The 26736-nt window shown below is 44.6% G+C and carries 28 protein-coding genes and 3 pseudogenes; 14 read left to right on the top strand and 17 right to left on the bottom strand.

From position 1 onward, the window contains the following. Positions 1 to 6 precede the first annotated feature (6 nt). The 4 genes from Xsze_RS02335 to Xsze_RS02350 form a co-directional block, all read right to left on the bottom strand. A complete protein-coding gene (locus tag Xsze_RS02335) occupies positions 7 to 573 on the bottom strand; it encodes an RNA 2'-phosphotransferase (protein WP_038240383.1) in 567 nt (188 codons plus the stop codon). 144 nt (positions 574 to 717) lie between these two features. Beyond that, positions 718 to 1536, bottom strand: a complete 819-nt coding sequence (locus Xsze_RS02340) for a nucleotidyltransferase domain-containing protein (RefSeq protein WP_408909173.1) — start codon at positions 1534 to 1536, stop codon at positions 718 to 720. A gap of 50 nt (positions 1537 to 1586) precedes the next feature. Continuing rightward, positions 1587 to 2813: an RtcB family protein gene (locus Xsze_RS02345; RefSeq protein WP_038240394.1), complete on the bottom strand. Its 1227-nt coding sequence runs from the start codon at positions 2811 to 2813 to the stop codon at positions 1587 to 1589. A gap of 11 nt (positions 2814 to 2824) precedes the next feature. Continuing rightward, on the bottom strand, positions 2825 to 3967 hold the full coding sequence (locus Xsze_RS02350; protein ID WP_038240385.1) for a slipin family protein: 1143 nt from the start codon (positions 3965 to 3967) through the stop codon (positions 2825 to 2827). A gap of 551 nt (positions 3968 to 4518) precedes the next feature. Here Xsze_RS02350 and rtcR point away from each other — a divergent pair. Both rtcR and rnz read left to right on the top strand, forming a co-directional pair. Further along, positions 4519 to 6096 (top strand): RNA repair transcriptional activator RtcR, encoded by a 1578-nt coding sequence (gene rtcR / locus Xsze_RS02355; RefSeq protein WP_038240387.1) that lies wholly within the window; start codon positions 4519 to 4521, stop codon positions 6094 to 6096. Positions 6097 to 6122: 26 nt separating this feature from the next. Continuing rightward, positions 6123 to 7043, top strand: coding sequence for a ribonuclease Z (gene rnz / locus Xsze_RS02360; RefSeq protein ID WP_038240389.1), 921 nt, complete (start codon positions 6123 to 6125; stop codon positions 7041 to 7043). Here the strand turns inward: rnz and Xsze_RS22550 are convergent. The 3 genes and pseudogenes from Xsze_RS22550 to tnpA form a co-directional block, all read right to left on the bottom strand. Next, positions 6941 to 7169: pseudogene (locus Xsze_RS22550) on the bottom strand (hypothetical protein); the annotation flags it as partial. The gene rnz and the pseudogene Xsze_RS22550 sit on opposite strands and share 103 nt — an antisense overlap. Then, a pseudogene (locus Xsze_RS23285) lies at positions 7168 to 7248 on the bottom strand (RNA-guided endonuclease InsQ/TnpB family protein); the annotation flags it as partial. The pseudogenes Xsze_RS22550 and Xsze_RS23285, both read right to left, overlap by 2 nt. A gap of 240 nt (positions 7249 to 7488) precedes the next feature. After that, positions 7489 to 7917 carry an IS200/IS605 family transposase gene (gene tnpA, locus Xsze_RS02370; RefSeq protein WP_099138321.1) on the bottom strand — a complete coding sequence of 143 codons (429 nt, stop codon included), beginning with the start codon at positions 7915 to 7917 and terminating at the stop codon, positions 7489 to 7491. Between the two features lie 187 nt (positions 7918 to 8104). Here tnpA and Xsze_RS02375 point away from each other — a divergent pair, with 187 nt between their 5' ends. The 7 genes from Xsze_RS02375 (at position 8105) to Xsze_RS02400 (ending at position 12571) form a co-directional block, all read left to right on the top strand. Then, positions 8105 to 8533, top strand: coding sequence for a carboxymuconolactone decarboxylase family protein (locus Xsze_RS02375; protein WP_038237587.1), 429 nt, complete (start codon positions 8105 to 8107; stop codon positions 8531 to 8533). 91 nt (positions 8534 to 8624) lie between these two features. Next, positions 8625 to 8783, top strand: a complete 159-nt coding sequence (locus Xsze_RS22060; protein WP_156935880.1) for a hypothetical protein — start codon at positions 8625 to 8627, stop codon at positions 8781 to 8783. Positions 8784 to 8840: 57 nt separating this feature from the next. Further along, a complete protein-coding gene (pyrB, locus tag Xsze_RS02380; protein WP_038237590.1) occupies positions 8841 to 9782 on the top strand; it encodes an aspartate carbamoyltransferase in 942 nt (313 codons plus the stop codon). Positions 9783 to 10091: 309 nt separating this feature from the next. Continuing rightward, positions 10092 to 10352, top strand: a complete 261-nt coding sequence (locus Xsze_RS02385) for a hypothetical protein (protein ID WP_038237592.1) — start codon at positions 10092 to 10094, stop codon at positions 10350 to 10352. After that, the gene (locus Xsze_RS02390; protein ID WP_038237594.1) at positions 10337 to 10624 is read left to right on the top strand and encodes a hypothetical protein; all 288 of its coding nucleotides are present in this window, start codon (positions 10337 to 10339) and stop codon (positions 10622 to 10624) included. Before Xsze_RS02385 ends, Xsze_RS02390 begins: the two co-directional genes overlap by 16 nt. Continuing rightward, positions 10621 to 12156, top strand: coding sequence for a hypothetical protein (locus tag Xsze_RS02395; protein WP_038237596.1), 1536 nt, complete (start codon positions 10621 to 10623; stop codon positions 12154 to 12156). Before Xsze_RS02390 ends, Xsze_RS02395 begins: the two co-directional genes overlap by 4 nt. A gap of 136 nt (positions 12157 to 12292) precedes the next feature. After that, positions 12293 to 12571 carry a hypothetical protein gene (locus Xsze_RS02400; protein ID WP_038237599.1) on the top strand — a complete coding sequence of 93 codons (279 nt, stop codon included), beginning with the start codon at positions 12293 to 12295 and terminating at the stop codon, positions 12569 to 12571. Positions 12572 to 12666: 95 nt separating this feature from the next. Here Xsze_RS02400 and Xsze_RS02405 read toward each other — a convergent pair whose 3' ends face one another. The 4 genes from Xsze_RS02405 to Xsze_RS02420 all read right to left on the bottom strand — a co-directional run bounded on the left by Xsze_RS02405 (position 12667) and on the right by Xsze_RS02420 (position 18037). Continuing rightward, the gene (locus tag Xsze_RS02405) at positions 12667 to 14985 is read right to left on the bottom strand and encodes an FdhF/YdeP family oxidoreductase (protein ID WP_038237602.1); all 2319 of its coding nucleotides are present in this window, start codon (positions 14983 to 14985) and stop codon (positions 12667 to 12669) included. Between the two features lie 497 nt (positions 14986 to 15482). Next, complete coding sequence (locus Xsze_RS02410; protein ID WP_038237604.1) at positions 15483 to 15842, bottom strand: hypothetical protein; 360 nt, start codon at positions 15840 to 15842, stop codon at positions 15483 to 15485. Positions 15843 to 16045: 203 nt separating this feature from the next. Further along, positions 16046 to 17266, bottom strand: a complete 1221-nt coding sequence (locus tag Xsze_RS02415; protein WP_176553639.1) for a DUF819 family protein — start codon at positions 17264 to 17266, stop codon at positions 16046 to 16048. A 42-nt stretch (positions 17267 to 17308) separates the two neighbouring features. Then, the gene (locus tag Xsze_RS02420; protein ID WP_051462377.1) at positions 17309 to 18037 is read right to left on the bottom strand and encodes a M15 family metallopeptidase; all 729 of its coding nucleotides are present in this window, start codon (positions 18035 to 18037) and stop codon (positions 17309 to 17311) included. A gap of 269 nt (positions 18038 to 18306) precedes the next feature. Here Xsze_RS02420 and pyrI point away from each other — a divergent pair, with 269 nt between their 5' ends. The 4 genes from pyrI to nrdG all read left to right on the top strand — a co-directional run bounded on the left by pyrI (position 18307) and on the right by nrdG (position 21930). After that, positions 18307 to 18771: an aspartate carbamoyltransferase regulatory subunit gene (pyrI, locus tag Xsze_RS02425; RefSeq protein WP_038237607.1), complete on the top strand. Its 465-nt coding sequence runs from the start codon at positions 18307 to 18309 to the stop codon at positions 18769 to 18771. A 147-nt stretch (positions 18772 to 18918) separates the two neighbouring features. Beyond that, complete coding sequence (ridA, locus tag Xsze_RS02430; protein ID WP_038237609.1) at positions 18919 to 19305, top strand: 2-iminobutanoate/2-iminopropanoate deaminase; 387 nt, start codon at positions 18919 to 18921, stop codon at positions 19303 to 19305. Between the two features lie 239 nt (positions 19306 to 19544). Then, complete coding sequence (gene nrdD / locus Xsze_RS02440; protein WP_051462378.1) at positions 19545 to 21461, top strand: anaerobic ribonucleoside-triphosphate reductase; 1917 nt, start codon at positions 19545 to 19547, stop codon at positions 21459 to 21461. Positions 21462 to 21465: 4 nt separating this feature from the next. Further along, a complete protein-coding gene (gene nrdG, locus Xsze_RS02445) occupies positions 21466 to 21930 on the top strand; it encodes an anaerobic ribonucleoside-triphosphate reductase-activating protein (protein WP_038237700.1) in 465 nt (154 codons plus the stop codon). Here nrdG and Xsze_RS02450 read toward each other — a convergent pair. Both Xsze_RS02450 and bhsA read right to left on the bottom strand, forming a co-directional pair. Then, complete coding sequence (locus Xsze_RS02450) at positions 21927 to 22364, bottom strand: YhbP family protein (protein WP_038237613.1); 438 nt, start codon at positions 22362 to 22364, stop codon at positions 21927 to 21929. The genes nrdG and Xsze_RS02450 overlap by 4 nt on opposite strands. Before the next feature lie 118 nt (positions 22365 to 22482). After that, complete coding sequence (gene bhsA, locus Xsze_RS02455; RefSeq protein ID WP_038237615.1) at positions 22483 to 22734, bottom strand: multiple stress resistance protein BhsA; 252 nt, start codon at positions 22732 to 22734, stop codon at positions 22483 to 22485. 270 nt (positions 22735 to 23004) lie between these two features. Here bhsA and Xsze_RS02460 point away from each other — a divergent pair, with 270 nt between their 5' ends. Then, complete coding sequence (locus Xsze_RS02460) at positions 23005 to 23340, top strand: GIY-YIG nuclease family protein (protein WP_038237617.1); 336 nt, start codon at positions 23005 to 23007, stop codon at positions 23338 to 23340. Positions 23341 to 23344: 4 nt separating this feature from the next. Here Xsze_RS02460 and Xsze_RS02465 read toward each other — a convergent pair whose 3' ends face one another. From Xsze_RS02465 to Xsze_RS02480, 4 genes and pseudogenes are all read right to left on the bottom strand, one after another. Continuing rightward, complete coding sequence (locus Xsze_RS02465) at positions 23345 to 23863, bottom strand: GNAT family N-acetyltransferase (protein WP_038237619.1); 519 nt, start codon at positions 23861 to 23863, stop codon at positions 23345 to 23347. Then, positions 23857 to 24147, bottom strand: a pseudogene (ubiT, locus tag Xsze_RS02470) (ubiquinone anaerobic biosynthesis accessory factor UbiT); the annotation flags it as partial. The gene Xsze_RS02465 and the pseudogene ubiT, both read right to left, overlap by 7 nt. Positions 24148 to 24406: 259 nt before the next feature. Beyond that, positions 24407 to 25585: an ABC transporter permease gene (locus Xsze_RS02475; RefSeq protein ID WP_038237622.1), complete on the bottom strand. Its 1179-nt coding sequence runs from the start codon at positions 25583 to 25585 to the stop codon at positions 24407 to 24409. Then, entirely contained in the window at positions 25585 to 26730 is a 1146-nt protein-coding gene (locus tag Xsze_RS02480; protein ID WP_038237625.1) for an ABC transporter permease, read from the bottom strand. Before Xsze_RS02480 ends, Xsze_RS02475 begins: the two co-directional genes overlap by 1 nt. Positions 26731 to 26736 lie beyond the last annotated feature (6 nt).

Raw genomic sequence — 26736 nt, forward strand, 5'->3', positions numbered from 1 at the left:
GTTTTATCAAAGATGCGAAATGATGCTTATATATTTTACGGGTACCGTTTTCGTCAACCAAACACCATTATCTGCCTGATGGAATTTAAAACCTTGTTCATTCATCAGCCGGGCGTCAATTTTCAAAATGATAACCTTGCCATGGCGCGCTCCCACCTTCGTTGCGGTGGTTTTATCCGCCGATAAATGCACATAGTGCCGCGTTCCCGCCGCCAGCCCCTGTTTGAAAATAGAGTCCAGAAAACGAGTCGCTGTGCCGTGATACAGAGTGTCAGGCGGCGTTTTTTCCTGATAGCGAATATCTACCCGTTGAGTAGAATGCCCTTGTACTGCCCTGATACGTAGCTGATCCACCGAAAGAGCAAATCGCTTCTTGTCATTCGTTTCAACAATGTTCTCAATCAGCGCCCAGTTTAATTGCTTGCCGTGTCTGGCTGCACATTTGATTAATACGCCAATATCCGCCCAGCCTTCACTATCCAGGGTTAAACCTATCGATTCCGGTTGATGGCGCAAGATATAACTTAAAAACTTGCTGGTTTTGGTATCTGCCAGATCCCTGTTTTTACCCATTATTTTTCCTTCCGTTTATTTGAAACGACTTAACTCAGGGTGTTATCCAATCGAGTCTATGCTATTCATTTTTATTGAAGGGGACTTTTTATTGATGAATACTAAGCAGGGCCAAAGCCCCGCTGAGTCCATATTCTGACATAATTAGCCGGTCATTACCCAACGTCTTAAATAGCGATCCAGTAATTCAGTACTGCGTTCGCGCTGATCATTGAGTTCACAGCGCGCCCGTGCTTCATCCAATTCTGATTCAATAAAAGCATGAACCTTCAATTTACGGGAACCATATTCTGATTCATTCGCTGCCCGCTTTATCCGCAGCAACTCATCAATATCCATTTTCAATTGTGGGTCATCCACGGTTCCCGCGACCAGCGTTTCAAAATCTATCGGTGGTGCGCCCTTTCCCATTTCAATCCAGCGAACCGCAAGCAAAGGGCGCAAAACATAAAAATATTTTTTGAGCCGGATTTTTTCACCTTGCAGGTAGCCCTGAAAGTTCTTTTTCGCCATTGAAAGATAGTGATAGCGCGCTTTTATATCCGAGAAAAAGCACGGTGCCATCGTTTTCAATCCGTTGGTTGCAGCCGGATCAGCATGATAAATGATGGGTGAATCCAGCCATTCCATTAAAGTCGGGTTGGCCTGTTTCATCAGTTTTAGCGCCTTGCGCAACTCCCAGCCATTGATATCCAACTCATCGCTGATCGGCAGTTCGATGACATCCCGCCCGTCTTCTACTTTCAGATACCACTCCACGGGATGAACGTAAATAAACCGGACATCGTAATCGCTGTCGGGGGAGGCAACCCCCCACCCACGACTGCCGGATTCACAGGCATACAATATCCGCACACCATATTTTTTTTCTATATCCACCAATTCCTGACAGATACGAGCCTTCATCGCCGGACTGACAGCACTGTCTTCTGTATCCAGTTCCATTTCTGTGTCTAGTTCCATTTCTTTTTCCATCTATTCTTTTTCCATCTATTCTTTATTTTTTGGGAAAACTAACCTTTTACACACACCACTTGACGCAAGGTATGCACGATTTCCACCAGCGAAGACTGTGCTTGCATCACCGCATCGATATCTTTATAAGCCATCGGGATCTCATCGATGACCTCGCTGTCTTTACGGCATTCCACATGTGCTGTTGCGCGTTTTTGGTCGCTGACGGTAAAACGCTTTTTCGCTTCGGTACGGCTCATCACCCGGCCTGCACCATGACTGCATGAACAAAAACTCTCTTCGTTACCCAACCCACGGACGATATAGCTTTTCACCCCCATTGATCCCGGAATAATCCCCATCTGGCCTTTTCGGGCAGATACCGCACCTTTGCGTGTCACCAAAACCTCTTCACCATAATGCTGTTCACGCTGCACATAGTTATGATGGCAATTCACGGCTTCCTGCTGTGTTGTGAAAGGTTTCGGGATCTCACGTGACAGTGCTTCAAGCACGCGGTGCATCATTACCTCACGGTTCTGGCGGGCATAGTCCTGTGCCCAACCCACCGCTTCCATATAGTCGTCAAAATAACGGCTTCCTTCCTCGAAATACGCTAAATCACGATCCGGCAAGTTAGCCATATGCTGCTGCATGTCTTTCTGTGCCAAGGTGATAAACAAGTTACCAATCGCATTTCCAACGCCACGGGAGCCGCTATGCAACATCACCCAGACACGGTCTGCTTCATCAAGGCATAACTCAATAAAATGGTTTCCCGTTCCCAGCGTCCCCAGATGATTGTGGTTATTGGTGTTCAGCAACTTAGGGTATTTATCGGTAATACGCTTAAACCCCTCCGCCAATGTTCCCCAATGTTGATCCACAATCTCCGGTGCTTTGTTCCAAGACCCTTTATCACGACCGCCACGGTTTACGGTACGCCCGTGCGGTACTGCGGCTTCAATGGCATGGCGAATATTCAGCAGGCTGTCCGGCAAATCAGAGGCCACCAGAGAAGTCCGCACAGCAATCATTCCGCAACCAATATCAACACCAACAGCTGCCGGAATAATGGCGCCGCGTGTTGGGATCACGCTACCGATGGTAGAACCTTTACCGACATGCACATCCGGCATTACAGCCAAGTGCTTAAAAACAAACGGCATTTTGGCCGTGTTCTGCAATTGAATGATCGCCTTGGGATCAACGGGAACGCCGTTCGTCCACATTTTTACCGGTGCACCATTCTCTTGCTTCAATAAGTGATAAGCGTTGGCTTTCATCTCTGTCGTTGTCATTTTTGTTCTCCTTTAATGTGTACCAATCCGTTTAGAACCTGATCTAAACCGCCATATACCGAAATCTGATTAATGCGCTCTGCAATACTTTCCAATGTTTCCAGCTCCTTTAGCCGTAAGGCAATGGGATTGTTTTCCATCACCTTCGCGGTATTCAGCAGAGAGCGGGTCGCCGCTGTTTCTTCCCGGCGCCGGATCACATTCGCCTGTGCGGATTTTTCTGCCTCAACAACCTGCGATAAAATGGCCTTCATATCGCCGGGCAAAATAATGTCTTTTACCCCCAGAGAGGCCACTTCCAGCCCAAAATTTTGGGTGATTTCCAGAAGTTGCTGACTGACCAATTCATCAATGACTTGTTTGTTTTCCAACAGCTCATCCAGCGAACGGGTTCCGACCACTTCCCGCAATGCGAATTGCAACTCCCGATACAGATAAGCCACAGGCTCACTGAGTTGTCCGTAAGCCATCAATACATCGTGATAACGCCAGTTAGCGGATAAATTGATGCGCAGATTTACTTTGTCACGCGTTAAAATTTCTTGCCCGCTCACTTCCAGCGACTGTAAACGGGTATCGATAATTTCTACTGCAACGTCATACCCGACCCGCCAGTAACCTTTTATTCCCGGCTGCAAGAGTTCCTGCACCGTGCCATCCACTTTTAAAATACCCAGATGCCAAGCTGGGATTTGAGCAATCAAAACACTGTCCCACCCTTTCACGCTGTGCTTGCGTGACATGGAGGCCGTCAATAGGGAAACCAGCTCTGGTGATACTTCCAGCTCTGAAGTTTTGAACTTCACAATGCGACGCGGATTACCATTTTTCCAATACAAACGGCGTGTTGCAGGAGGGAGGATCTCCATCAGCAAATCATGTTCATACAACAATCCCAGCTCATCTTCGGCAAGCTGTATATCGTCGCAATACTGCCCTATCCAAGAGGAATAATACTGACGCAAGTGCTCTGCCCGTTTTGTCTCAATTTCATTTCCATTCAGATCAAAAATCGTCACTTTCAGTTTGTTAAACCAATCATAGAAGCGGTATTCGCCAGCCACCAAAATCTGTTGGTATTCAGATTTTTTTGCCAATAAACCTATTTGTCCCTGCAATATTTTTATTTTTTTGATCATTATTATTTTCCTTCTTATTTTTATCTTCCCTTACATTCTGAAAACTGAGCATCAGGGCGAGGCCAAGGAGGGAATACACAGGTACCCAACTGCGGTAGCTCAGTATTCTGCCCTTAGCTCAGCAACATCTGCCGAGCTTTCAAAATGGTGGTTCTCAACAGGCAACCACAGGATTTTATTTCTTTTTTTTCAATGTGTTTTACTGGGAAAGTAAAAGGTATTTCATGTTTCGAATTTGGGATTCGAACCCAATTAAACCCTGAATGTTATTCGACCATTGTCTATACACTGACGGAATACATACGGCGTAATGGCTCATGCCATCACCCATGCACCGGCTGGATTTTGAATCCGTGCTATTTCAGCGTATGACTCCCTAGTTATTGCCAATTACGTGCCAACTTCGGAAAAAAACAGAAATATTTTTTATCTATTTGAAAAATAATTATTTTTATTTCAGGTTGTTTTTAGTGATGGTTTTTATGGTTAGATTTCTTTATCTTTCCCTATCGTTGTTTATAAATTCAGATAAATAAAACACAGAGAAGACAATGAAACGCAGAGTGGCCATCGGGATTTTGGGAACTAAATTAGACAGGCGCGGCAAGAAAGCCAATCGATGGGCAAAATGGCGGCCAACCGTCGGAATGTGCCAGCAGCCGGAATTACCGGTTGATAGGCTGGAACTGCTTTACCAATCCAATGATTCTGTTTTGGCGGAGAGGGTTAAAGAGGATATTGAGCAGGTGTCACCACAAACAAAAGTGGTGTTGCATGAAATTCAAATTGAAAATCCATGGGATTTCGAAGAAGTTTATACGGCATTGCTGGATTTTGCCGTTCGCTACCCTTTCGATATCGAAAATGAAGAATATCTGGTCCATATCACCACCGGCACCCACGTTGCCCAAATTTGCTGGTTCTTACTCACGGAAGCCCGTTATTTACCAGCTCAATTGCTTCAAACCGCCCCCAATAATCAGGGTGATGAGATCCATCCCGAAGGTGTTTACACAATCATCGATTTAGATCTCAGCCGTTATACGACACTGACCAGCCGCTTTCTGCGGGAACAACAGGAGCAGGTGGCGTTTCTGAAATCAGGCATCGCAACACGCAATGCTAACTTTAACCATTTGATAGACCAAGTTGAACGCGTCGCCTTGCGCTCTGCTGCCCCCATTTTGCTGACAGGGCCTACGGGAGCGGGCAAATCTTTCCTCGCACGCCGGATCTACCAGTTGCGGCAATCGCGCCATTTAATCAAAGGGCAGTTTGTCGAGGTGAATTGCGCTACCCTGCGGGGTGACAATGCCATGTCTACCCTGTTCGGACACGTCAAAGGGGCATTTACGGGCGCCATTCAGCCACGCGCAGGATTGCTCCGTGAAGCAGATAACGGCATTCTGTTTCTTGACGAAGTGGCTGAACTCGGATTGGATGAACAAGCGATGTTGCTGAAAGCCATTGAAGAAAAACATTTCCTGCCTTATGGCTCCGACAAGGCGGTTTACAGTGATTTCCAATTAATTGCCGGTACACATCGTGACTTACAGGATTGGGTCGCTCAAGGGAAATTCCGCGAAGATTTATATGCCCGCATCAATATGTGGACATATCAACTGCCCGGTCTGGCACAACGCCGTGAAGATATTGAACCCAACATTGATTATGAACTTGCCCGCTATGCTCAAATGCAGCAAACACAGGTTCGTTTTGATAAAGAAGCAAGAAAAATTTACCTGCATTTTGCCTGCTCTGAACAGGCGCAATGGCGGGGCAACTTTCGTGAACTCAGCGCTTCCATCACGCGGATGGCAACATTTGCCGAAAATGGGCGCATCAATCAATCTTTGGCAGAAGAAGAAATCACACGTTTGAAAAAAAGTTGGCATGGTGGGCGGCACTCCGCTTTATTGCCTGACCACCTGCCCGACATTGATCTGTTCGATCGCCAGCAGCTGGAAACTGTGATTACGATCTGCCGAGAATCCACCAGCTTATCGGAAGCGGGACGCAAACTTTTCGCCGTTTCCCGCCAACATAAAAAACGGCCCAATGATGCCGATAGACTACGCAAGTATCTTGCCCGATTCGGTCTGGATTGGGAAAGCCTTCAACATGGTTAGGATAATCACATTATGGAACTGAAACTATGGAACTGAAATTTTTAGGCACCAGCGCCGGCGTTCCCACTAAAGAGCGTAACGTCACCAGCCTGATCCTCGATTTGCAGGGCACCCGCAATGCATTGTGGATGTTTGATTGCGGGGAAGGAACACAACATCAGATCCTCCATTCTTCGGTCAAGATCTCCAAACTGGAGAAAATTTTTATCACTCACCTGCACGGGGATCATATCTTTGGTTTGCCCGGTTTGCTGTGCAGCCGCTCAATGGGCGGCTCTACCGACCCGCTTACCTTATATGGCCCGACCGGCATACGCCAGTTTGTGGAAACTTCACTGCAACTGAGCAGCTCTTTTCTGACCTATCCTCTGGACATTACCGAAGTTCAGGCAGGGCCGTTATTTGATGATGGTGAGCTGAAAGTCACGGCTTACGCTTTAAACCATCGCGTGGAATGTTATGGCTATCGCATTGAAGAACATGATAAAGCCGGTGCACTGGATACCCAGAAACTGGATCAGGACGCCATCCCCCGTGGCCCGTGGATGCAGGCATTAAAACAAGGCGGCACAATCACCCTGGAAGATGGCCGTACCATTTGTGGTAAAGATTATTTAGGTGTGCCGATCCGGGGTAAATCACTGGCCATTTTCGGGGATACTGAACCAACGCCGGAAGCCCTGAAAATGGCGGCCAATGTTGATGTGATGGTACATGAAATCACATTGGAAGATGCCTTTGCCGAAAAAGCCAATGAACGGGGCCATTCCACCACCAAACAGGCCGCAGCACTGGCCCGTGATGCCAAGGCAAAACACTTTATCGCCACCCATATCAGCGGACGTTATGGCGTTGAAGATTGCCCGCGGTTATTGGCGGAATGCCGGGAAATATTCCCCAATACCGATCTGGCTAAAGATTTTGCCGTGTTCCCGGTGAGAACGTGACTGCTCCCCGCCGCCTGTAATTCCAGTATGCCCTTCTGTCGGATGTTGAGGGCCGCATTGGTATCACACGCCACATTCGGGACAATGCCATAGACTCTTATTCAGTGGCATTTCCGCCATTTTGTTTCGCTGGCGTTTCGGCTTCATCATCACAGAGTAGGGAAGCGTAGTATTTTCCTGTCGCGGTTCTGGACAGGGTGACGCTTTATCCCTTTTTCAATCGCCTTGGTGATCCCAATATGAATTTGTTCAGATAAGGATATTTTTGACAATCGGTCTAACTGTAAATCAAGAGGTTTATCCATTTCGTGGTACATCAAAATTCACCGTTTTTGGGCCTACCGCTTGTACCAAATATAGCGAAAACTCAACAACCACCGACTAAAGTCGGTGGGTTAGTGATTAACGGACTGAAAGTCCGGATACGCATCGGCTGAACGATGCGTCAATCGTCCATCTTGAAATTATCATTTGGGTTCGGTTCAAAATGGTGGGCAAGATAAGCCTCAATCATTTCTTCTGTTAACTGACCCACCGTGGCACAAAAATAGCCTCTGCCCCAAAAATGCTGACCCCAATAGCGTTTTTTCAGATGAGTAAACTCCTCAAACAACTTACTCGCTGTCCTCCTTTTCAGCCTCCTCATGATTTCTGAGGGTGCTAATGTCGGCGGACTATTCACCAATATGTGAACATGATCTTGGCTCACGACACCACTTAATATTCTGATTTCAAATGCTTCACACGTCTGACGGACTAACTCTCGCACCCGAATACCGACTTCACCCGTCAGCACCTTGTACCTGTATTTTGTTACCCACACAAAATGATATTCGATATTAAATACCGTGTGGCTGCCATATCTGTAATCCATGTTGCACCTCCCGTGCAACACAGTATCGCAGCTAAAGCTGACCGACTAAAGTCGGTGGTTTTAACCTTTAATATGGAAGAATAAAAAGCATGAGATTACCGATGACTCCCGAGAATTGTTCCCAAGGATCAGCGGTCAGCAGTTTTGAAATCCATTGGGTATAAACTGGAAGAGAGGAAGAATAGCCATGAATTACGCACAAGTTTCACCTGAAATCATTCATCCGTTATATAAAAGCTATGAAAAAATCCATGCCTCTGAACTGGATCAGGCACTGATTCTGCTGGTGGAAACACGGGTATCCCAAATTAATGCCTGTGCCTATTGTTGTCACCTCCATGCTGAAATGCTCCGGCAAAATCATGGTTTGGCACCAGCAAAACTGGATAAACTGCCCGCATGGTTCAATTCCAGTATTTACACGCCAAAAGAAAAACTGGCGCTGGAATGGGCTGAAGCCCTGACAACAAATCCCAGACAAAATGTGTTGGATGAGATCAAAATCCGCCTTGATGGCGTCTTTACGGAAAAAGAAATTGTTGATTTAACCGCCGCCATTGCCTTAATGAATGCATTGAACAGAATGGCCATCAGTTTGGGTGACAGAAACGAATAGAAGCAAATAAAAACGAATAGTTTCAACCCTTGGGCGATATAACCCGTTAAAACAAAAATTTCTTCCGGCAAACCTTGCGGTGAATGCTATCGTGAGTATAATGCGCGACGATTTGCTGGGAGAAAACATGAAAGAGTGCGCTGTCAAGGCCGTTACAAAACATCAAGTTAACGAAACACTGTCTGCTGGCAGCGTGGGCGTATTGTTTTTCCCATTGCTTAACCAAACATTTAAAAAGCCCCTCAATTGAGGGGCTTTTTTTTGCCCGACCCGTCGAAGGCTCGAGTCATAAAAGAGGAATGTACACATGGCTAATCCGTTATATCGCAAGCATATCATTTCAATTAATGATCTGAACCGCGCAGATCTGGAATTGGTATTGCAGACGGCAGCTGCATTGAAAGCCAATCCACAGACTGAATTACTGAAACACAAGGTGATCGCAAGCTGCTTCTTTGAAGCTTCCACGCGTACCCGCCTCTCTTTTGAAACCGCCATTCAGCGACTCGGCGCTTCTGTTGTTGGTTTTGCTGACAGCAGCAATACGTCATTGGGCAAAAAGGGAGAAACGTTGGCAGATACCATTTCCATCATCAGCCAATATGCCGATGCGATTGTGATGCGTCACCCACAAGAAGGGGCGGCACGGCTGGCTTCTGAATTTTCCGGTGATATCCCTGTCATCAACGCCGGCGATGGTGCAAACCAGCATCCAACCCAAACGTTGTTGGACCTGTTCACCATTCAGGAAACCCAGGGCCGGCTGGAAAACCTGAAAATTGCCATGGTCGGGGATTTGAAATACGGCCGTACCGTTCACTCCCTGACTCAGGCACTGGCGAAATTCAATGGCAACCATTTCTGCTTTATCGCGCCGGATGCGCTGGCAATGCCAAGCTATATCCTGCATATGCTGGAAGAGAAACAAGTCAGTTACAGCCTCCACACTAACTTTGAAGACGTCCTACCAGAGCTGGATATTCTGTACATGACCCGTGTTCAGAAAGAGCGCCTTGATCCTTCAGAATATGCCAATATCAAAGCGCAATTTGTTCTGCGCGCGGCAGACTTGGCAAACGTCAAAGAGAACCTGAAAGTGCTGCATCCTCTGCCACGTATTGATGAGATCACAGTGGATGTTGATAAAACGCCTTATGCTTACTATTTCCAACAAGCAGGTAACGGGATTTTCGCCCGTCAGGCATTATTATCATTGGTCTTGAATGAAGAAGTGGTTATGGACAGTTAATAAAAATAAATAGCCATTAATATTATGATTGAGGGTAATTACCCTTGGTCATAATATTATTTAATTCAAAGCATGTTTTTATTTTTATAAAAATAAAAATTAACAAGATGAAATAATTAAATTATAAATAGTCAATTTAAAATACATGTGTATTTAAAAGCCCTTTTCTTATTTTAACCTGCCATAAAATTAAGTTATTATCCTGTGTTTCGATAACGTCAGTTTTTCATCGTTATCTTACTCTGTAATTAAAAGCACCCGCCAAATTGATAAACATTACGACGATAAATAAATTGATGATATGCACTTATGCAAAGGAAAAAAAATTGCCATCAACAATATGAACATATTTGGGTAGACGAATTTTCATATAGCTATCAAGGTTCAGAACAGCAAAAGCCGCGGCATTACTTGGCTCATGCTCTGACTCATGCCCAAAATCAACATCAGGCATTGGTTCAGTTATCGGATCATATATTGCATTCGTTACAGGCTGACGAAGGCCAATATGAGAAAATACTCCCTTTTTACAATATCTGGGTACTTGTCGCCATTTGGAAAAACAATTAATCCTGAACGTTGAAAAAATCTATGGAGAACAACCGATTATTGTGCTGAATACGCAAGATATCAGTGAACCCTTGCCAATTGATACCGGCTCTCTGGAAATAACCTCGTATCCCTGCCCGCCTTTTACGGGTGAAAACCCTCTTAATCTAAACGCTTCCCCGCCCTGTTCTTATTCAGGGATAAGAAACCCGCTGATTTTGATGCGCAACTGGAAAGTATTCTGGCGGAGCTGGATAAACAGAAAAATAAATAAGGAAAACACACTGCCATGAATTGGTTTAAAAGATTAAAGATCTCCAAATATGCCATTCCGGCCAAACCATTTGTCGATAGAAAAATAGAATTGCTGAAAATACCGTTTGCCAAGTACGATCAGGCAGCATTGAAAGGATTTATTCCACTCACCGGCATTGATGATGATGTCTGCTCCATACAACGTGCAGGACAGAGTTTACACTATGAATTCCTCTGCTTTTCTCTCGTTATTTTATCTCTGATTTTTGGCTTATTTTATTATACGGCCTTTGAAGAACAGCAATTGAATCATTATAAAAAAATTAAAGCTCAAGTGACGCTGGCCAAGAAAAAATACGGAGAACACTATTATCTTCTGCCGACTTTACCTGAGAATATGGCGTTTGCACGGTATGTCGACGATGAAAAAACACGTTCTTTCTGGACTGAGCTTCATTATCGCTACAGTTACTCTGAACATAAACTGACATACCAGATCCTCAATATTTTGATGTTCCTCCTGCTTCTGATCTGTTTTTCGCTTCCTTTTTATCTCTATTATTTCCATCCGCTTCCCCCACCACTCTTTATTGATCGAAAACGTCAGATTATTTTTACTTGGCATAAAGGAAACGTTTTTGTTTCCCGTTATTCTCAGGTCAATATGTTTCAGTATGACTACAAAATAGCAGAAACTAAATTAATCACAGCATTAGGGCTATATACTCAGGATAAAAATCAAAAGTTGCTTCAATATCTGTTTCGCCCCAATGTGCTCATCTCACTTAATGAGACAGATATCAGAAAGAAGGCACTGGCTCCCTATATTTTTATGGTTCAATACCTTTGCAACGGCAAAGAGGCTATCGCCGAGAGTTGTTATGGGTTAATTAAACCTTCTCGTTTTTGGCGCGAAGAAAGAAAACCCGGTGATTTTGATAAACAAATGGCCCGTATTCTTGCCGCGTTAGATGCAGGAGAAACCGCGCCCTCCCCCTCTCTTGCAACAAAATCCTCATCACTATCCGCATATTTGTCCCATACTTATCTCATTGACGCAGAAAAGGCGTTATTGGAAATGCCCATGAAACCCAAAAATCGGCGGGAATTAAAGGCATTTGCGCCCTTAAAAAGTATCAATGACAGATATTGTGTTCTGCGCAGCCGCCGGCCTGTCCTGCGATTTTCGTTATTATTTCTGGCGCTGTTGCTGTGTATTCTCGTTTTTAACCACAATGTTGAGAATTACAACCGAACAAAAGGCTGGGAAGAGCCAGAGATCCTGAAGGACGTGCAAAGCGTAAGAATAGAGTACGGCGATAATTTTCACTTGCGGGATGACCTTTCCCCTTCACTGGACGGGCTTAAATTTATCAATGGCCTGGGGCTGAATGTCGATGATCCCCTTCCTGACTGGGCTTATCTCTATTATCGCTTGCATTATCATTATCTCGGTGAAAATACTTACACTGTCTCCGACTATGCAGAAAAATTCGGGATGTTTTTGTTTTTTTATTCCTTTTATTCTCTATTTTGGTTTCTTTTGGCGCGAACATTTAACAGTCATTGATCGTGAACGGCAAATCATCTTTACCTGGGGCCTCTTTCAGGTTCATGCAACACGTTATTCACAAGTTAAATTTAATTATTGGAATGAACATTTTCCCCGACAAATACCCGTTGGGATCAAACTCTTCAACTGTCATATGTCCCCTAAGGCCCTTCAATGGTATGTCGGTCTATTTCCACAATGGCAATGGAAAAAATGGCGGTGGAGAAAACGCCCTGCGCAAATTGAAATCTGTTCATTTATCGTTAAGTTCTTAGTGCATGGCAAAGATGCCGTCAGCGAAGTCGATTTCGAACGCCCTGAAGGATATATCTGGTCACATACCAGACAACCGACAGATACAGAATCCACAATTAAAGATACATTGGAAAAACAGGATAGCCATCTGGCAACGGAAGAGGCGGATAACTCATAGAAACCGTTTTAGTGCATTCAGAATGAAAATGGTGTCGCTAATCAGCCCGGCTAAGCCGGGCCAGAATGGGTGTTTTTCTGATTATTGATTAACCATTAGATAAGGCGAGAAAATTTAGATTTATCCTGTTCAGTGAGAGACAGTTTCACTGGCACAGATTTTGACGTGGGTGTGCCGGTTCCATCCCCAATACTTTCCATTGGGACTAAAGGGTTCGTTTCAGGGTAGTAAGCGGCGAGGTTCCCACGGGGAATGGAATAAGGCACTAATTTGAAGCCAAACACTTTACGCGGGACTCCGTCATTCCATATTGTTTCGATATCCACCAAATCACCGGCCTGATAGCCCGATTGTGCAATATCTTCCGGGTTCATAAATAACACTTCCCGTTGCCCGTAAACCCCACGGTACCGGTCATCCAAACCATAAATGGTGGTGTTGTACTGGTCATGGGAACGCAAGGTCTGCAATGTGAAAGGAACGTCTGCAAGTGCAATTTGGGGAAATAAGGTGTTCGGCAGAGCCGCATGGCTGAATTCTGCTTTTTGGCTTGCCGTTGCAAAGCGTAATTCCGCCGCCGCATTCCCGAGATAAAACCCTCCCGCTTGTTCACATTTTTTATTGAAATCATCAAATCCGGGGATGGTTGCTGCAATATGGTCGCGGATTTTATTGTAATCACCCGCCAGTTCCAGCCAGTTAATCGTTTCGAGATGACCAACCGTTGCGTCAGCAATACCTGCAATAATTGAGGTTTCAGAACGCTGGGTATCAAACAGCGGTTTATTCACGCCTTCTGACGCATGAACCATACTGAAAGAGTCTTCTACTGTCACAAATTGTGGGCCGGTAGCCTGAATATCCCGTTCGGTACGCCCCAACGTTGGCAGGATAAGCGCCCCTTTTTTGCCCGTAACCAGATGACTCCGGTTTAGTTTTGTACTGATATGCACGGTCAGATCGCAATGTTTCAACGCTTCTTCGGTGCGCGGGCTATCCGGCGCTGCCGCCGCAAGGTTTCCACCCAATGCAATCAACACCTTAACCTCATCACGCAACATCGCACTCAGGGCTTCCACAACGTTATGCCCGTGGGCACGGGGAGGTTCGAATCCAAAATGGGCGGCCAAGCTATCCAAGAAAGGCTTGTTGGGTTGTTCATTAATCCCCATCGTCCGATTGCCCTGCACATTACTGTGACCGCGCACGGGGCAAAGCCCTGCACCGGGTTTCCCCAACTGACCAAACAACAATTGCAAATTGACTATTTCACGCACGGTCGCCAAAGAGTGTTTATGTTGAGTGATCCCCATTGCCCAAGTGCAAATCACACGCTCTGCGTTCTGGTAAATCGCCGCCGCTTCCCGCAACTGTGTTTCAGACAATCCGGATTGAGCCTCAATAAACGACCATTCTGTCTCAGCGACTTCTTGCAAGTAGGCTTCCACACCTTTGGTATAAGTGTTAATAAACTCCCTATCAAAAATGCCCGGTTGACCATCAGCCAGCCGTGCATTATGCGTTTCCAGAAGCGCCTTAACCATTCCCCGCACCGCGGCCATATCACCACCTAATTTAGGTTGGTAGTAGCGATGGCTAATTTCTCCCGCCCTTGAAGTCACCACTTCAAGGGGTTTTTGTGGATCTGCGAAACGTTCCAAACCTCGTTCACGCAATGTATTGAAGGTCACAATGCGCGCTCCGTGTTCAGCCGCATGTCTCAGGCTATGCAGCATTCGCGGGTGGTTTGTGCCGGGGTTCTGGCCAAAGACAAAAATGGCATCCGCATGATCGAAATCTTGCAGCCGGATTGTTCCTTTCCCCACCCCCAAGCTTTGTAACATGCCGAAACCGCTGGCTTCATGGCACATGTTGGAACAATCAGGGAAGTTATTCGTTCCCAGCACGCGGCCAAACAACTGGTACAGCCATGAGGCTTCATTACTGGCTCGGCCAGAAGTATAGAGCTCAAGCTGATCGGGATTATCCATCGCATTGATATGGCAGGCGATCAGCGCAAAAGCGTCATCCCAGCTAATCGGCTCATAGTGATCCGTTTGTGGGTTGTAGCTCAACGGCTCAACAACCCGCCCTTGATATTCAAGGAAATAATCACTTTGCTGGTAAAGTTTACTGACGCTGTGAGTTGCAAAAAATGTCCGATCAATATAGCGGTGGGTTGCTTCCCATGTGACCGCCTTAGCGCCATTTTCACAAAAACTGAACAGGCTTTTATTATCATCTCCCCATGCACATCCCGGACAATCAAAGCCTTTGGGCTTGTTCATGCGCATCAGGTTAACCATATTTTTCAGGGCTTGTTTGCTATCAAAGACAAAGCGGGTTGTTGCCTCCAGTGATCCCCAACCACCAGCCGCTGAGTGGTAAGGTTTTATTTTGGATTTGAATTTCATGAAAATCTCTATTTTTTTATGTCGTCGTCGACACCAAACTGGTCATTATTTATAAATAAACCAATTGGTTACAGAAAAACCAATAACGCCGATTTCATCCATTGGCATTGGCGGATGACCACCGCAGCAATCATAGGGGCGAACCAAGCAGCCATGCTTCGCGATAAAATCAGAAGCCAAACGATGACCACGTCTTGGTAATCATACTCCTATTCGCTTATTGTGGTAGTTATTCCATTGTTATGATGCGAAAAAACCGAACGTTAAGTGTAATCGTATTTCTGATTCGATTTATCGACATTTTTTGATATCGTTTAATAGTAAAAAAATAATATTATTAACTTCGTTTATATTTTTATATTAAAAAATAATATTTAATGAAAATTGAATAACATGGGTATTTAAATTAAATAATATGCAAAAAATAAAGAACCATCACCTTATCCATAATTTATCCTAAACACCCATTTTAAAAGGCTCAGAATAGAACCTTGATACTATGGCAGCATATTTTCAAAATAAATAGCTTCCGCTTCATATTCCTTTATCAGGCACCCGTTTTTTTCTGCTATTTCCGCATCGGTATTGGCGGATTCAATCGTTTCCAGCAAGCATTTCTTCGCTATCATATTATCCCAGCTCGCTTCCAATTCTTTGATAAGCGCACTATTTTCCGGATTTAGCGTGATTGCATGTGCCACTGATTTGTCCTTCCTGCTCTGCAGGTTTTTCAGCTTGATTTCACTGTGATGATTGATGATTTCAAGCTGTTCCGCTTCCTTGCCATTAAAGGCAGCATAACTTGTGGATGCAGAAAGAAACAAAGAACTTAGTAACATGATTTTAATTGGATTCATAGTGTTAAACTTTTATCGTCATGTGCAATTTTTTGATATTATCAGGTGCCGATATATCACTGTTTCCTGCATTACCTTCTGCACTATTTCCAAACTGTTCCTGAATTTCAACCCATCAAAATAAATTGCATTCAACCTATTTTATAAATTATTTCCTTCCTGATTTTCCTCAAAGATTATCAAAGAAGAAAATAGCGTTATTATCATCCCCCATGACTCACAATAAAATAAACAAATGTGCCCACGTAGTTACCAATCACATACCCCACCGTGCCAATCACCATAATCGGGCCAACCAGATTATTCCAGCCACGGCTGATAGCCATTGCCGCCGCCGTTGTTGGCCCGCCAATATTGGCGTTGCACGCAAGAATATTTTCTTCAAGGCTGAATTTAAATATTTTCCCTGCCGCAAAGGTCAGCATCAGGTTTATCATGGCAATGACAAACACAAAGCCAAACAGCAGAGGTGCATGGCTGAGGATGGCATGAACGGATGCCGGTATGCCAATCACAACAAAAAACATGTAAATGGCATAAGTTCCCAGCTCTTGTGTGCCATTCAGTTTGCTGAATGTTTCTTTAAATATTGAAACGATAATAAACGTCACCGTGGTCAGGAGCAGGTATTTATCGGTGATCAGGCTGAAAATTAACTCCTGAAAAAGATTATTGGGTTGCCCCAACAGGGCTTTTGACCATGCTGAGAGATGAAATGACAACGCCACGATAAAGATTGACCATGCCAACGATGATGCTATGTCTTTCAGGGCGATATTTTTGGGCTGCCAATAGGCAGCTGCCATCGTTTGGGATTTATCAAATGCGGGGCTATTTTCAACTTCATCTGTATAGGGACTGCCCCAGATATTTCTCGCCACTTTCCAGCCAGATAAGACTATCAGGATAATAAAATAACCTGCCATCATAAAATTATCGGCGACGATGGTGGATACCACCATACCTTGGGATGTGTCCAGCTTGGCTGCCATTGCGACGAAGTTAACACCGCCCCCTGTGTAGGAAGCAGAAATCATGCCGCTGATTTTATCCAATTCAGGAATGTATGCCCTGAACAGGTGGAAAGCGATGATGGCTCCCGTCATGGTGGCAATGGAAGAAATCAAAAACAGGATCAGCAGTCGCCCGCTTTCTCTGATAATGCGTTGTAAGTTGGTTTTAAATAACAGTAAAGGGATCGCCAGTGGCAGGATATATTCCCAGACAACATCATAGGCGGGGGCTTCGGCAGGAATGATATGCAGGTTTGAAGCCACAATTGCAATGATCAGGGCAATCACTGAACCCGGAATTTTAGATGCCCATTTGAAATGCTGTTCAGACAGAATGGCAGCCGCAACGGTCATCATAATAAAGGCCCAGAGCATCAATGAATTGTCGGCAGTGATAAGGGTGTTGATCATGGGATCTTGCCTAAGATGTTATTTTATCGATTACGCTATCGTCTATCGTGCCATGCTCGAGTCTACCGCACCATAAAGAGCCGTCTGATTTTTATAAAATGCCCATAAAGAATTGCCGTAATCATAATGCCACCATTCTGTCGGGTAATTGCTAAAGCCTGCTTGCGTCATGGCCTGATACAGTAATCGGCGATATAAGGTTGCCGGCATATTTTTGTCTGGATCGGCTTCTAATGCGACGGTATAAGAGCGCTCACTCACTTCATCAAATTCAGTCCCCAAGTTCAGGGCATGGCCCGTTTCCCGATCAAAAAGAGTGACATCAACCGCTCCTCCCGTTAAATGAGGGAGAACTTGATTCGCATCCACGGGGGCCGGAGCGACAAATTTCTGCAACATCCGTTGCTGTTCTTCAGGGGGCAAGCCGGCAAATTGCGCTGCAATATCTGCCTGCGTTTTCTCCTGCAATGCTTGCTGAACTTCCCGGGAGCGCCAGCCATCCAATATCAATAACCCTAAATGGTCAGGGAGCAGTTGTGATACCAGAGTCAATTTTTCCGCAACACTTTTCCTTACTAAGCCGTGTTCAATCGAGCCTTTTATTCCATCCAGAAAATAGACCGGTTTCTGTTTTAACTTTTCCGTATCAGTAATGAAAACTAAAGGTTCATGGCATTCATGAATAGGGATTTTATTAATGAGCGACCAGTCAGCATCTTTTTCCGGCACGATTTTTTCTGCGGGATTTTTATCTGTATCAATCTGCTTCATTTTTCAACCTGCTATTTTGAGAGGTACGATTTGAAACCTGTGAAATAGGGTATCAATCACTATCCAATTCGTTATCGTTATGTTTGAACACGGTACATTTTAAGAAAGATTTTCACAGATTAACAACAAAAGCCGATGCCATTAAATTTTATTTAATCAATAGGTTAAATCATCTTTAAAATTAAAAGGTTAATCAGATGAAATGCCAAATGGTCTGTGACAGAATAAGGCGTTTTCCTTGATCCTCCTAATATTTGGAATGACACAACATGACCCAAGATCATCAACTACAAGTAGAAGCCATTAAATGTGGCACCGTTATCGACCACATTCCAGCTCATGTCGGCTTTAAGTTATTATCGCTGTTCAAACTGACTGAAACAGACCAGCGCATTACCATCGGCCTGAATCTGCCTTCCAATCATTTGGGCAGAAAGGATCTGATCAAGATTGAAAATACTTTCCTGACGGAACAGCAGGCAAACCAGCTCGCTATATATGCTCCCCATGCCACAATCAATAATATTGAAAACTATGTTGTGGTTAATAAGATGCCAATCAATCTGCCAGAATGCATCGACAGTATTCTTGTTTGCCCAAACAGCAACTGCATCAGTCACAATGAGCCGGTCAACAGCAGTTTCCGCGTGCTGAAAGCAAAAAATGATGTTGTACTGCTTTGTAAATATTGTGAAAAAGAATTTGATCGCCAAGCCGTTATCAAGAACGACTAATCGTCAGCCTAAACTGCCATGCGCAGCTAATACAGCGATAGCTCAAACCCGTATAGTCAAATCCGGTATCAATTGATACCGGATTTGAGATCACTATAATGGCGATCTCATCGAATTTTTTACTCAGACGCTAAACAGGAGTTTCTAATGTCACGTTCTATTCATACCGATAATGCCCCAGCGGCAATTGGCCCTTATGTTCAGGGTGTTGATCTTGGCAGTATGGTGATCACTTCCGGTCAGATCCCTGTCGATCCGAAAACCGGTGCTATCCCTGACGATATTACCGCTCAAGCCCGCCAGTCTCTGAAAAATGTGAAAGCGATCATCGAGCAATCTGGCCTGAAAGTCGCTGATATCGTAAAAACCACTGTGTTCGTTAAAGATCTGAACGACTTTGCAACAGTAAATGCGGCTTATGAAGCATTCTTTAATGAGCATAATGCGCCATTCCCTGCACGTTCATGTGTTGAAGTGGCCCGTCTGCCAAAAGATGTGAAAATCGAAATCGAAGCGATGGCTGTCCGCCGCTGATTTCTGTTTTCCACAACCCTGAACATATTTGTGTCAGGGTTGTTATTTCGGGCCAGCCATTTTTCTTTTTCCTTCCCTCTTTTCCCTTTTCCTGACAATTTTCCTTTTCTTTGTCTCAGATCAACTTTGTGGGTGGTATATTGGATTAAAAAATCCATATATTGTGCTTAAATATTTAAACACACCTATATATAGTGTTTATGCACAAGATTATCCACATATAACCAAAACACGCTGTCATGTCATTTTCGCCTGTGGATAATATATCGAGGAGCTTTACCGTGAATTCACATACATGGCACGATCAGCTAGATCAAGAGATCCGTGGCCTGATCGAACAAAATCATTTTTCCCTGCTTAATGAAAATGCCAATAAAGACAGTAAAGTCATCCCAACCCAACGCGATTTATTGGCTGGGATCGTCGCCAGACAGTATGCCAAACAGCATATGTTGCCCCGTGATGTGGTAATGGCGCATGAAAAGGGAGAAATTCATTATCATGATCTGGATTACGCCCCTTTTTTCCCTATGTTCAACTGCATGCTGATTGACTTGCAAGGTATGTTAACCCATGGCTTTAAGATGGGTAACGCAGAGATTGAACCGCCCAAATCCATCTCTACTGCGACAGCGGTCACCGCTCAGATCATCGCGCAAGTTGCCAGCCATATTTATGGTGGCACAACGATCAATCGCATTGATGAAGTCTTGGCGCCTTTCGTAAAAGCCAGTTATGACAAACATCTGGCCATTGCCAAAGAGTGGGAAATTGCAGATCAGGCCGCCTACGCAGAAGCCCGAACCGAAAAAGAGTGCTATGACGCTTTTCAGTCTCTGGAATACGAGGTCAATACACTGCATACCGCCAATGGGCAGACACCATTTGTCACATTTGGCTTCGGGCTGGGCACGTCAAAAGAGTCTCGTCTGATTCAGATTTCTATTCTGCGCAACCGCATTGCCGGTTTGGGGAAAAACCACAAGACCGCTGTGTTTCCTAAATTGGTTTTCGCCATTCGTGATGGGTTGAATCACCGATTTGGTGATCCCCACTATGATATTAAATTACTTGCGCTGGAATGTGCCAGTAAGCGGATGTATCCCGATATCCTCAATTATGATCAAGTGGTTAAGGTGACCGGCTCATTTAAAACGCCAATGGGTTGCCGCAGTTTTCTCGGTGTTTATGAAGAGAATGGTCAGCAATTGCATGAGGGGCGCAATAACTTAGGTGTGATCAGCCTTAATCTGCCCCGCATTGCGCTCGAAGCCAAAGGTCATGAGGCGAAATTCTGGGCGATTCTGGAGCAGCGTTTGGTGATGGCTAAAAAAGCGCTGATGACAAGAATTTCCCGCCTCGAAAAGACGAAGGCTCGTGTTGCACCTATTCTCTATATGGAAGGAGCCTGTGGCGTTCGGCTGAAAGCGGATGACAATATTGCCGGGATTTTCAAACAGGGCCGTGCCTCTATTTCGTTGGGATATATCGGTATCCATGAAACGATAAATGCGTTATATGGCAACCATCCTCATCTCTTTGATGATGAACAACGTCAGCAAAAAGCGCTTTCCATTGTCAAACGGTTACGTGAGGCTGTTGACCAATGGAAACATGAAACCGGCTATGGATTCAGTCTCTACAGTACCCCAAGTGAAAACTTGTGTGACCGTTTCTGTCGTCTGGATACCGCTGAATTTGGCGTGGTCCAGGGGGTCACGGATAAAGGCTATTACACCAATAGCTTCCATTTGGATGTAGAAAAGAAGGTCAATCCCTACGATAAACTGGATTTTGAGGCAAAATATCCGCCACTGGCAAATGGCGGTTTTATCTGTTACGGCGAATACCCTAATCTGCAACATAATTTAAAAGCATTAGAAGATGTTTGGGATTACAGCTATTCGCGTGTTCCTTACTATGGAACCAATACCCCCATTGATGAGTGTTACCAATGTGGTTTTACGGGAGAATTTACTTGTACCAGCAAAGGATTTACCTGCCCTCAATGTGGCAATCATGATCCTGCCCATGTTTCCGTCATCCGCCGTGTTTGTGGTTACTTGGGCAGCCCTGATGCCCGCCCCTTCAATGCAGGTAAACAGGAAGAAGTAAAACGCCGGGTGAAACATCTCAGGAATGGTCGGATGGATTAATGTCATGAATTATCATCAATATTATCCGGTTGATGTCGTCAATGGCCCGGGAACCCGCTGTACGCTGTTTGTATCAGGCTGTTTGCATCAATGTCGTGGTTGCTATAACCAAAGCACTTGGCGCGTGGATTCAGGCCAAGCTTTCACACCAGCAACCGAAGAACAGATTATTTCTGATTTGAAAGACCAGCGCATAAGGCGGCAAGGATTATCGTTATCCGGAGGTGATCCTCTGCATCCCCATAATATTCCCGCCATACTGAGGCTGGTTAAGCATGTCAGAGAAGAGTGTCCGGATAAAGATATCTGGCTGTGGACGGGTTATGTCTTCAATGAGTTAAGTGACATCCAGCAAGAAGTCATCCGCTATATTCATGTGCTGGTTGATGGTAAGTTTGAGCAGGCGTTGTCTGATCCCACACTAATTTGGCGTGGTAGCCGCAATCAGGTCATTCACTATTTACGTTAATTATTTTGGCGTTGCCAATGCAATTTAGTGCCAAAACCAAGAGTATTATCCACCATTTTTATTTCATTAAGATTAAGTTGCCAAATGGGTGACTTGCTTGCCAGAGCGACAGGAAAATGGTGACAGTAACGCTTTCTGGCCACAGCTTCCGCCTCACCTGTCAGCGGGATCACTTCACCGCGAAATTGAACACCTTTGATTTCAGCAACGTTATGGATTTGTTCAGCCACAGTGCCTGCAACAATGGGGTTTTTCTGCATCAGCTGCCCGTGGCGGGTATTGACTTCAGTCATAAACCAGAGTGCCATGCTATCAGCATCAAATACATAAAAGCAGCTTGCGCACCATAAATCCTGACTGGAAGAGGTACAAAGCGTAAATACATGCTGTTCAGCAAGATACTCTCTTATTGTTAAATTATTTTTATCTGACATTGCCTAATCCCATATAGTGATTAAATCTACTGATAACACAAAATGACTGGATTTTCATCCAGCCATTTTTACTGCATTTAATCTAACACACCATGAGGTTTATATGGAAAACTATAAATTATTTATAGAGTTCCGCTGTTCCATTGAGTTGGTTTTGACCAGAGGCAGAAATAATCCGGAAATATTTTGCGCCAGCTTCATCAGCTTTTTTGGATAATTCTTTAGTCAGAGCATCCAATGTTTCAGTACCCGCCACTGAAACAACACCGATTTTTTCTCCCTGAGCAACCTGAACCTCTGTAGCAGCAAATGAACCAAATGAAACAGCACCTAAAGCTAAAACTGCCATAATATTTTTAATAGCTTTCATCTTCTACTCCTTAGTTCGTTTTTTAAAAAAGGTTCATCCTTTGTGATGATGTGCATGTTATACGCCTGATAAGAAAATGATAATTAGCAAATGTTGCTATTGTTATTCTAATTTTTTGAACAATAAGTACGTCAATCGTTAATATATTTATAATTAATTTAAATTAATTCAATTAATTGCGATAACAAAACAACTCAAATAAACTTATAATTGAATACAAAGTTAATTTTTATCTGTTATTACGCCTAAAACAATTATTAAAAATAAATAATGAAATCTAAAACACCCAACTGGTATCTCTACCTCATCAGAACACGGGATGGCACGCTGTATACGGGGATCACAACCGATGTATCCCGTCGGTTTACACAACACACATCAGGCAAGGGCGCAAAGGCATTAAGGGGAAAAGGACCGTTGACATTGGTTTATACAAGTCTGGTCAGGAGCCAAGGCCTTGCATTGAAAGTGGAATACCGTGTCAAAAAACTCAGTAAAAAACAAAAAGAGAGGCTGATTGCCAATCAGCCTCTCTGTGTCATGACTTATTTAATATCAATGGGTTTACCTGAGAAGTTCTTCACCCATCCAGACCACACTCAATGATCCATTATCCGGACTGTGACCACAGATTCTCAAAATAACTGGGATAAGTCACCAAGCCCCGACAATTTTCCACTGAAGTATTAGAGAGGGGGTAGATCAGGAAATAATCTTCACAATCAGGCCATTGGCAATACAGCTGGTGCTCATTGGCAAGCTCGAAACCCAAGTGGTGATAATATGTGGGCTCACCCAAGACAACAACGGCACCATACCCAAATTCATTCAGGCTATCCAGCCCTTCATTGACCAGATATTCACTTAATTTGTGGTGACGGTATTGTTCCTCCACCGCCAATGCTGCCAGACCCACCCACTGGTGATCTTCGCCATTGAGATCAACTGGCGTGAAAGCAGCATAACCAATCACATGACCATCATCGTCAGTCGCAACAATGCCCAATGTCAATAAGCCATCTTCTCTTAATTGATTAATTAATTCAGCTTCTGCCGATGTTTCAAAAGACTGACGCAAAAGAGCATCAATCCCTACCGCATCGACCGGAATTTCTACCCTAATTAACATGATGATAATGCGCGATCGTGCTGATCCACGCCCTCTTTCTGTCCCGCTTTGATAAATTCGGCTAACCGTAATACACCAAAACGGAGGATGGATGGCATAGATTCCAGTTCAATAGAATCCATCAGATTTTTCACATGCAGTCCTAATTCTGTGTTTCCTTCAATACGTAAACGGTGCTGAAAAAACAGAGTGTCGGGATCTTCACGACGAGCAGCAATGAGGACGAAATCATTTAAGTCGCCACTCAAACTGACGTCTTCACTAGCATACTGTCGAACGACCAAATGGGAGTGGATTTTACTTAGCACAGTTCAGACTCCTTTTAATGCAAAGTGACGCGCTATTCTGCCAAGATCCTGCTGTATTCCCCGATCCTACATCAAGAATCGATAATAAATCCCTTGCAGCAAAACGTCTACAGGGGAAACACAAGAAAAGTGAACACAATAATGCTTCAAATCAAAGCATCCCATTGCCCAACTCGCGACAATACTCAATGACGACTCAATACCCGGCGGTATCTTACAGATGATATATTCTTTATCAGTCATGAATGAAAAAGCGTTTTATGCGCTGGGTAACGCCCCGCAATTCCCCATTGCGCAACATGCCGACCAAAATGCCCAGAATCATATATATCACCCCAAGCAACAGCATCATGCCAATATCCTTGAACACACTGTGCAATGGCAAACCCATTTGGTTGATGCCTGCGATAGCTTTTGTCGCCCAAGTGGATGGCAATGCCGATGAAATCATCCGTACCCAATCGGGCATCGCCTGAATCGGCCAGATTGTCCCCGAAATGTAGAAAATCGGTGTCGTGATAAAAGCCAGTGTCAGGTAGATCATTTCCACACTGCGTAAACATTCCGTCACCAGTTTGCCCAGCCCCAGTACCGCCAGCAAAAATGGGAATGTCAGTAGCAACAGGAGATAAATCGGTGCATCTTGCCGATATCCCAATACCCACGGCCACAAGACAAAAAAGATCACCGACAAAAACAGCCAGATGGGAATTAAGGCAGACAAAGCCCCTAAATAAACGGGCAGCGGTGGCTTACCTTTAGGTGTTCCCCTTATCGCCACACTGACACGGATGCTCGCAATCAATAAAGAATGCTGCAAAAGCATCACTAACAAACCGGGAAAAACTATCGCGGCATAGCTGATGCCCGGATTAAATAACCCGATTGTTTCTCCACGAATTGGCTGTAGTAAGAGCTTCACCTGTTCTGTGCTGAAACCCGCTTTTAATAGCAGCGCGCCATTAAATTCTGATAAAAGTTGCTGATAAGCTAATGCCAGATCCTGTTGTATCTGCCCATTTGCAAGACGGTTAGTTGCATCCCCATAAACAGGAACAGTGACGTTGATTCCGCTCAACAGGTGTTTTTCAAAATCGACGGGCACGATAATAATGGCAAAAATTTTTCTCAGGAGCATGTCCTGACGCGCATTATCGAGATTGTTATAGCCCTTGACTTCAACTTTCGCTGTAGAATCAATCCGGCGGATCAATGCCCAGCTCATGTGGCTGTGATCCTGATCGATCACTGCCACCGGCAAATCCCACAAAGAAGGGCGCACATACACCAGACTCATGATACACAGCGAGATGATCAAGAGCAGCCAGAGGGGTTTTTCCAGCATCCCGAGAAAGACGTTGCGAAATGTCTGCCAATACAATGTCCAGTTAACTCGTCCATTATTATCCGCCATCATGCAGCTCCTTCTGATTGAGTAAGACGCACCCATAAGCGATTGCGGATCAAGAAACCACAGACCGCAGGATAGATTAGCAATACCAGGCAGACATGCAGAATAACGTGTAAAGAGACTTCCCTCAGAAAGATGTCGAACATAGCATTCAACGCATGAGTCAAGGGTTCGAGGTTAGAAATGATCCTTGCAGGCCATACCATGGAGAGTTCAGGCACAACCATGCCGGAAAAGGCCATTGCAATACTCACCAGCATACCGATTAGGGAGTAAGCAGTAATGGCGCTGCTGGTAAACGTAAATAACAGCAACCCAATACTTTGTGCCGCAATAACATAGAAAAATCCGACAATTGGCATATACAGGGGATTGCCTGTCACTTTCGCATCAGAAAAAACAACCAGTGCAGTGATTTCCAAGATTAATAGCAGGGTAAAAATTAAGGTATAGGGCACTAATTTCCCCAACAATGCCCCCACGACAGATTTTGTTTTCAAAAGCTGCTTATCTCTGGACATTGTATAAATGGTGCTCGTTACCACAAAAAGCTGCAATAAATGGATGATTGCCGCAAATTGCTGGTAATAAATATAGCTGCCACTGGCGTTGAACAAGCTGTCATAGGACATCGTGGCCTTGGCTAAAGGAGGCAGTTGTTGACCGATTTCTGATGCGATAATTGCACGATATTTTGCATTTGCCTCAGCCATCAATCCGCTGAAGTCCTGAATGGAATAACGCCCGGCACCGTAAAACAGGGCATTGTAATAGGCGCTTACCGTGGGCTGCCTGCCACTTAACGCATCTTTTTCAAAATTCTCAGGGAAATAAACCAATGCATAATCTTCTGCGCGGCTCAGACGCTCCAGAGATTCCGGCAGGTTACTGTCATAAGATTTGATATTCGCATGGGGCGCCGCATTCAAGTCACGGATCAGGGTGCGGGACAACGTACTCTGATCATTATCCACAACCGACACTGGCAAGTTGAATAATGTTCCTTCCGAAAAGTTTGCATTGATCAAAATAAACAGCAAAAAAGGAAATAACCAGCTCAGCCAGTGAAATACCGGATTGTGAAGTGCAGCCTTAAGTTCTCGCGTGAACGCCAGTCCAAAACTGCGCCACGCAAATTTTCTGTTCATCAGGCC

This window comes from Xenorhabdus szentirmaii DSM 16338 (assembly GCF_002632585.1).
GTDB lineage: Bacteria > Pseudomonadota > Gammaproteobacteria > Enterobacterales > Enterobacteriaceae > Xenorhabdus > Xenorhabdus szentirmaii.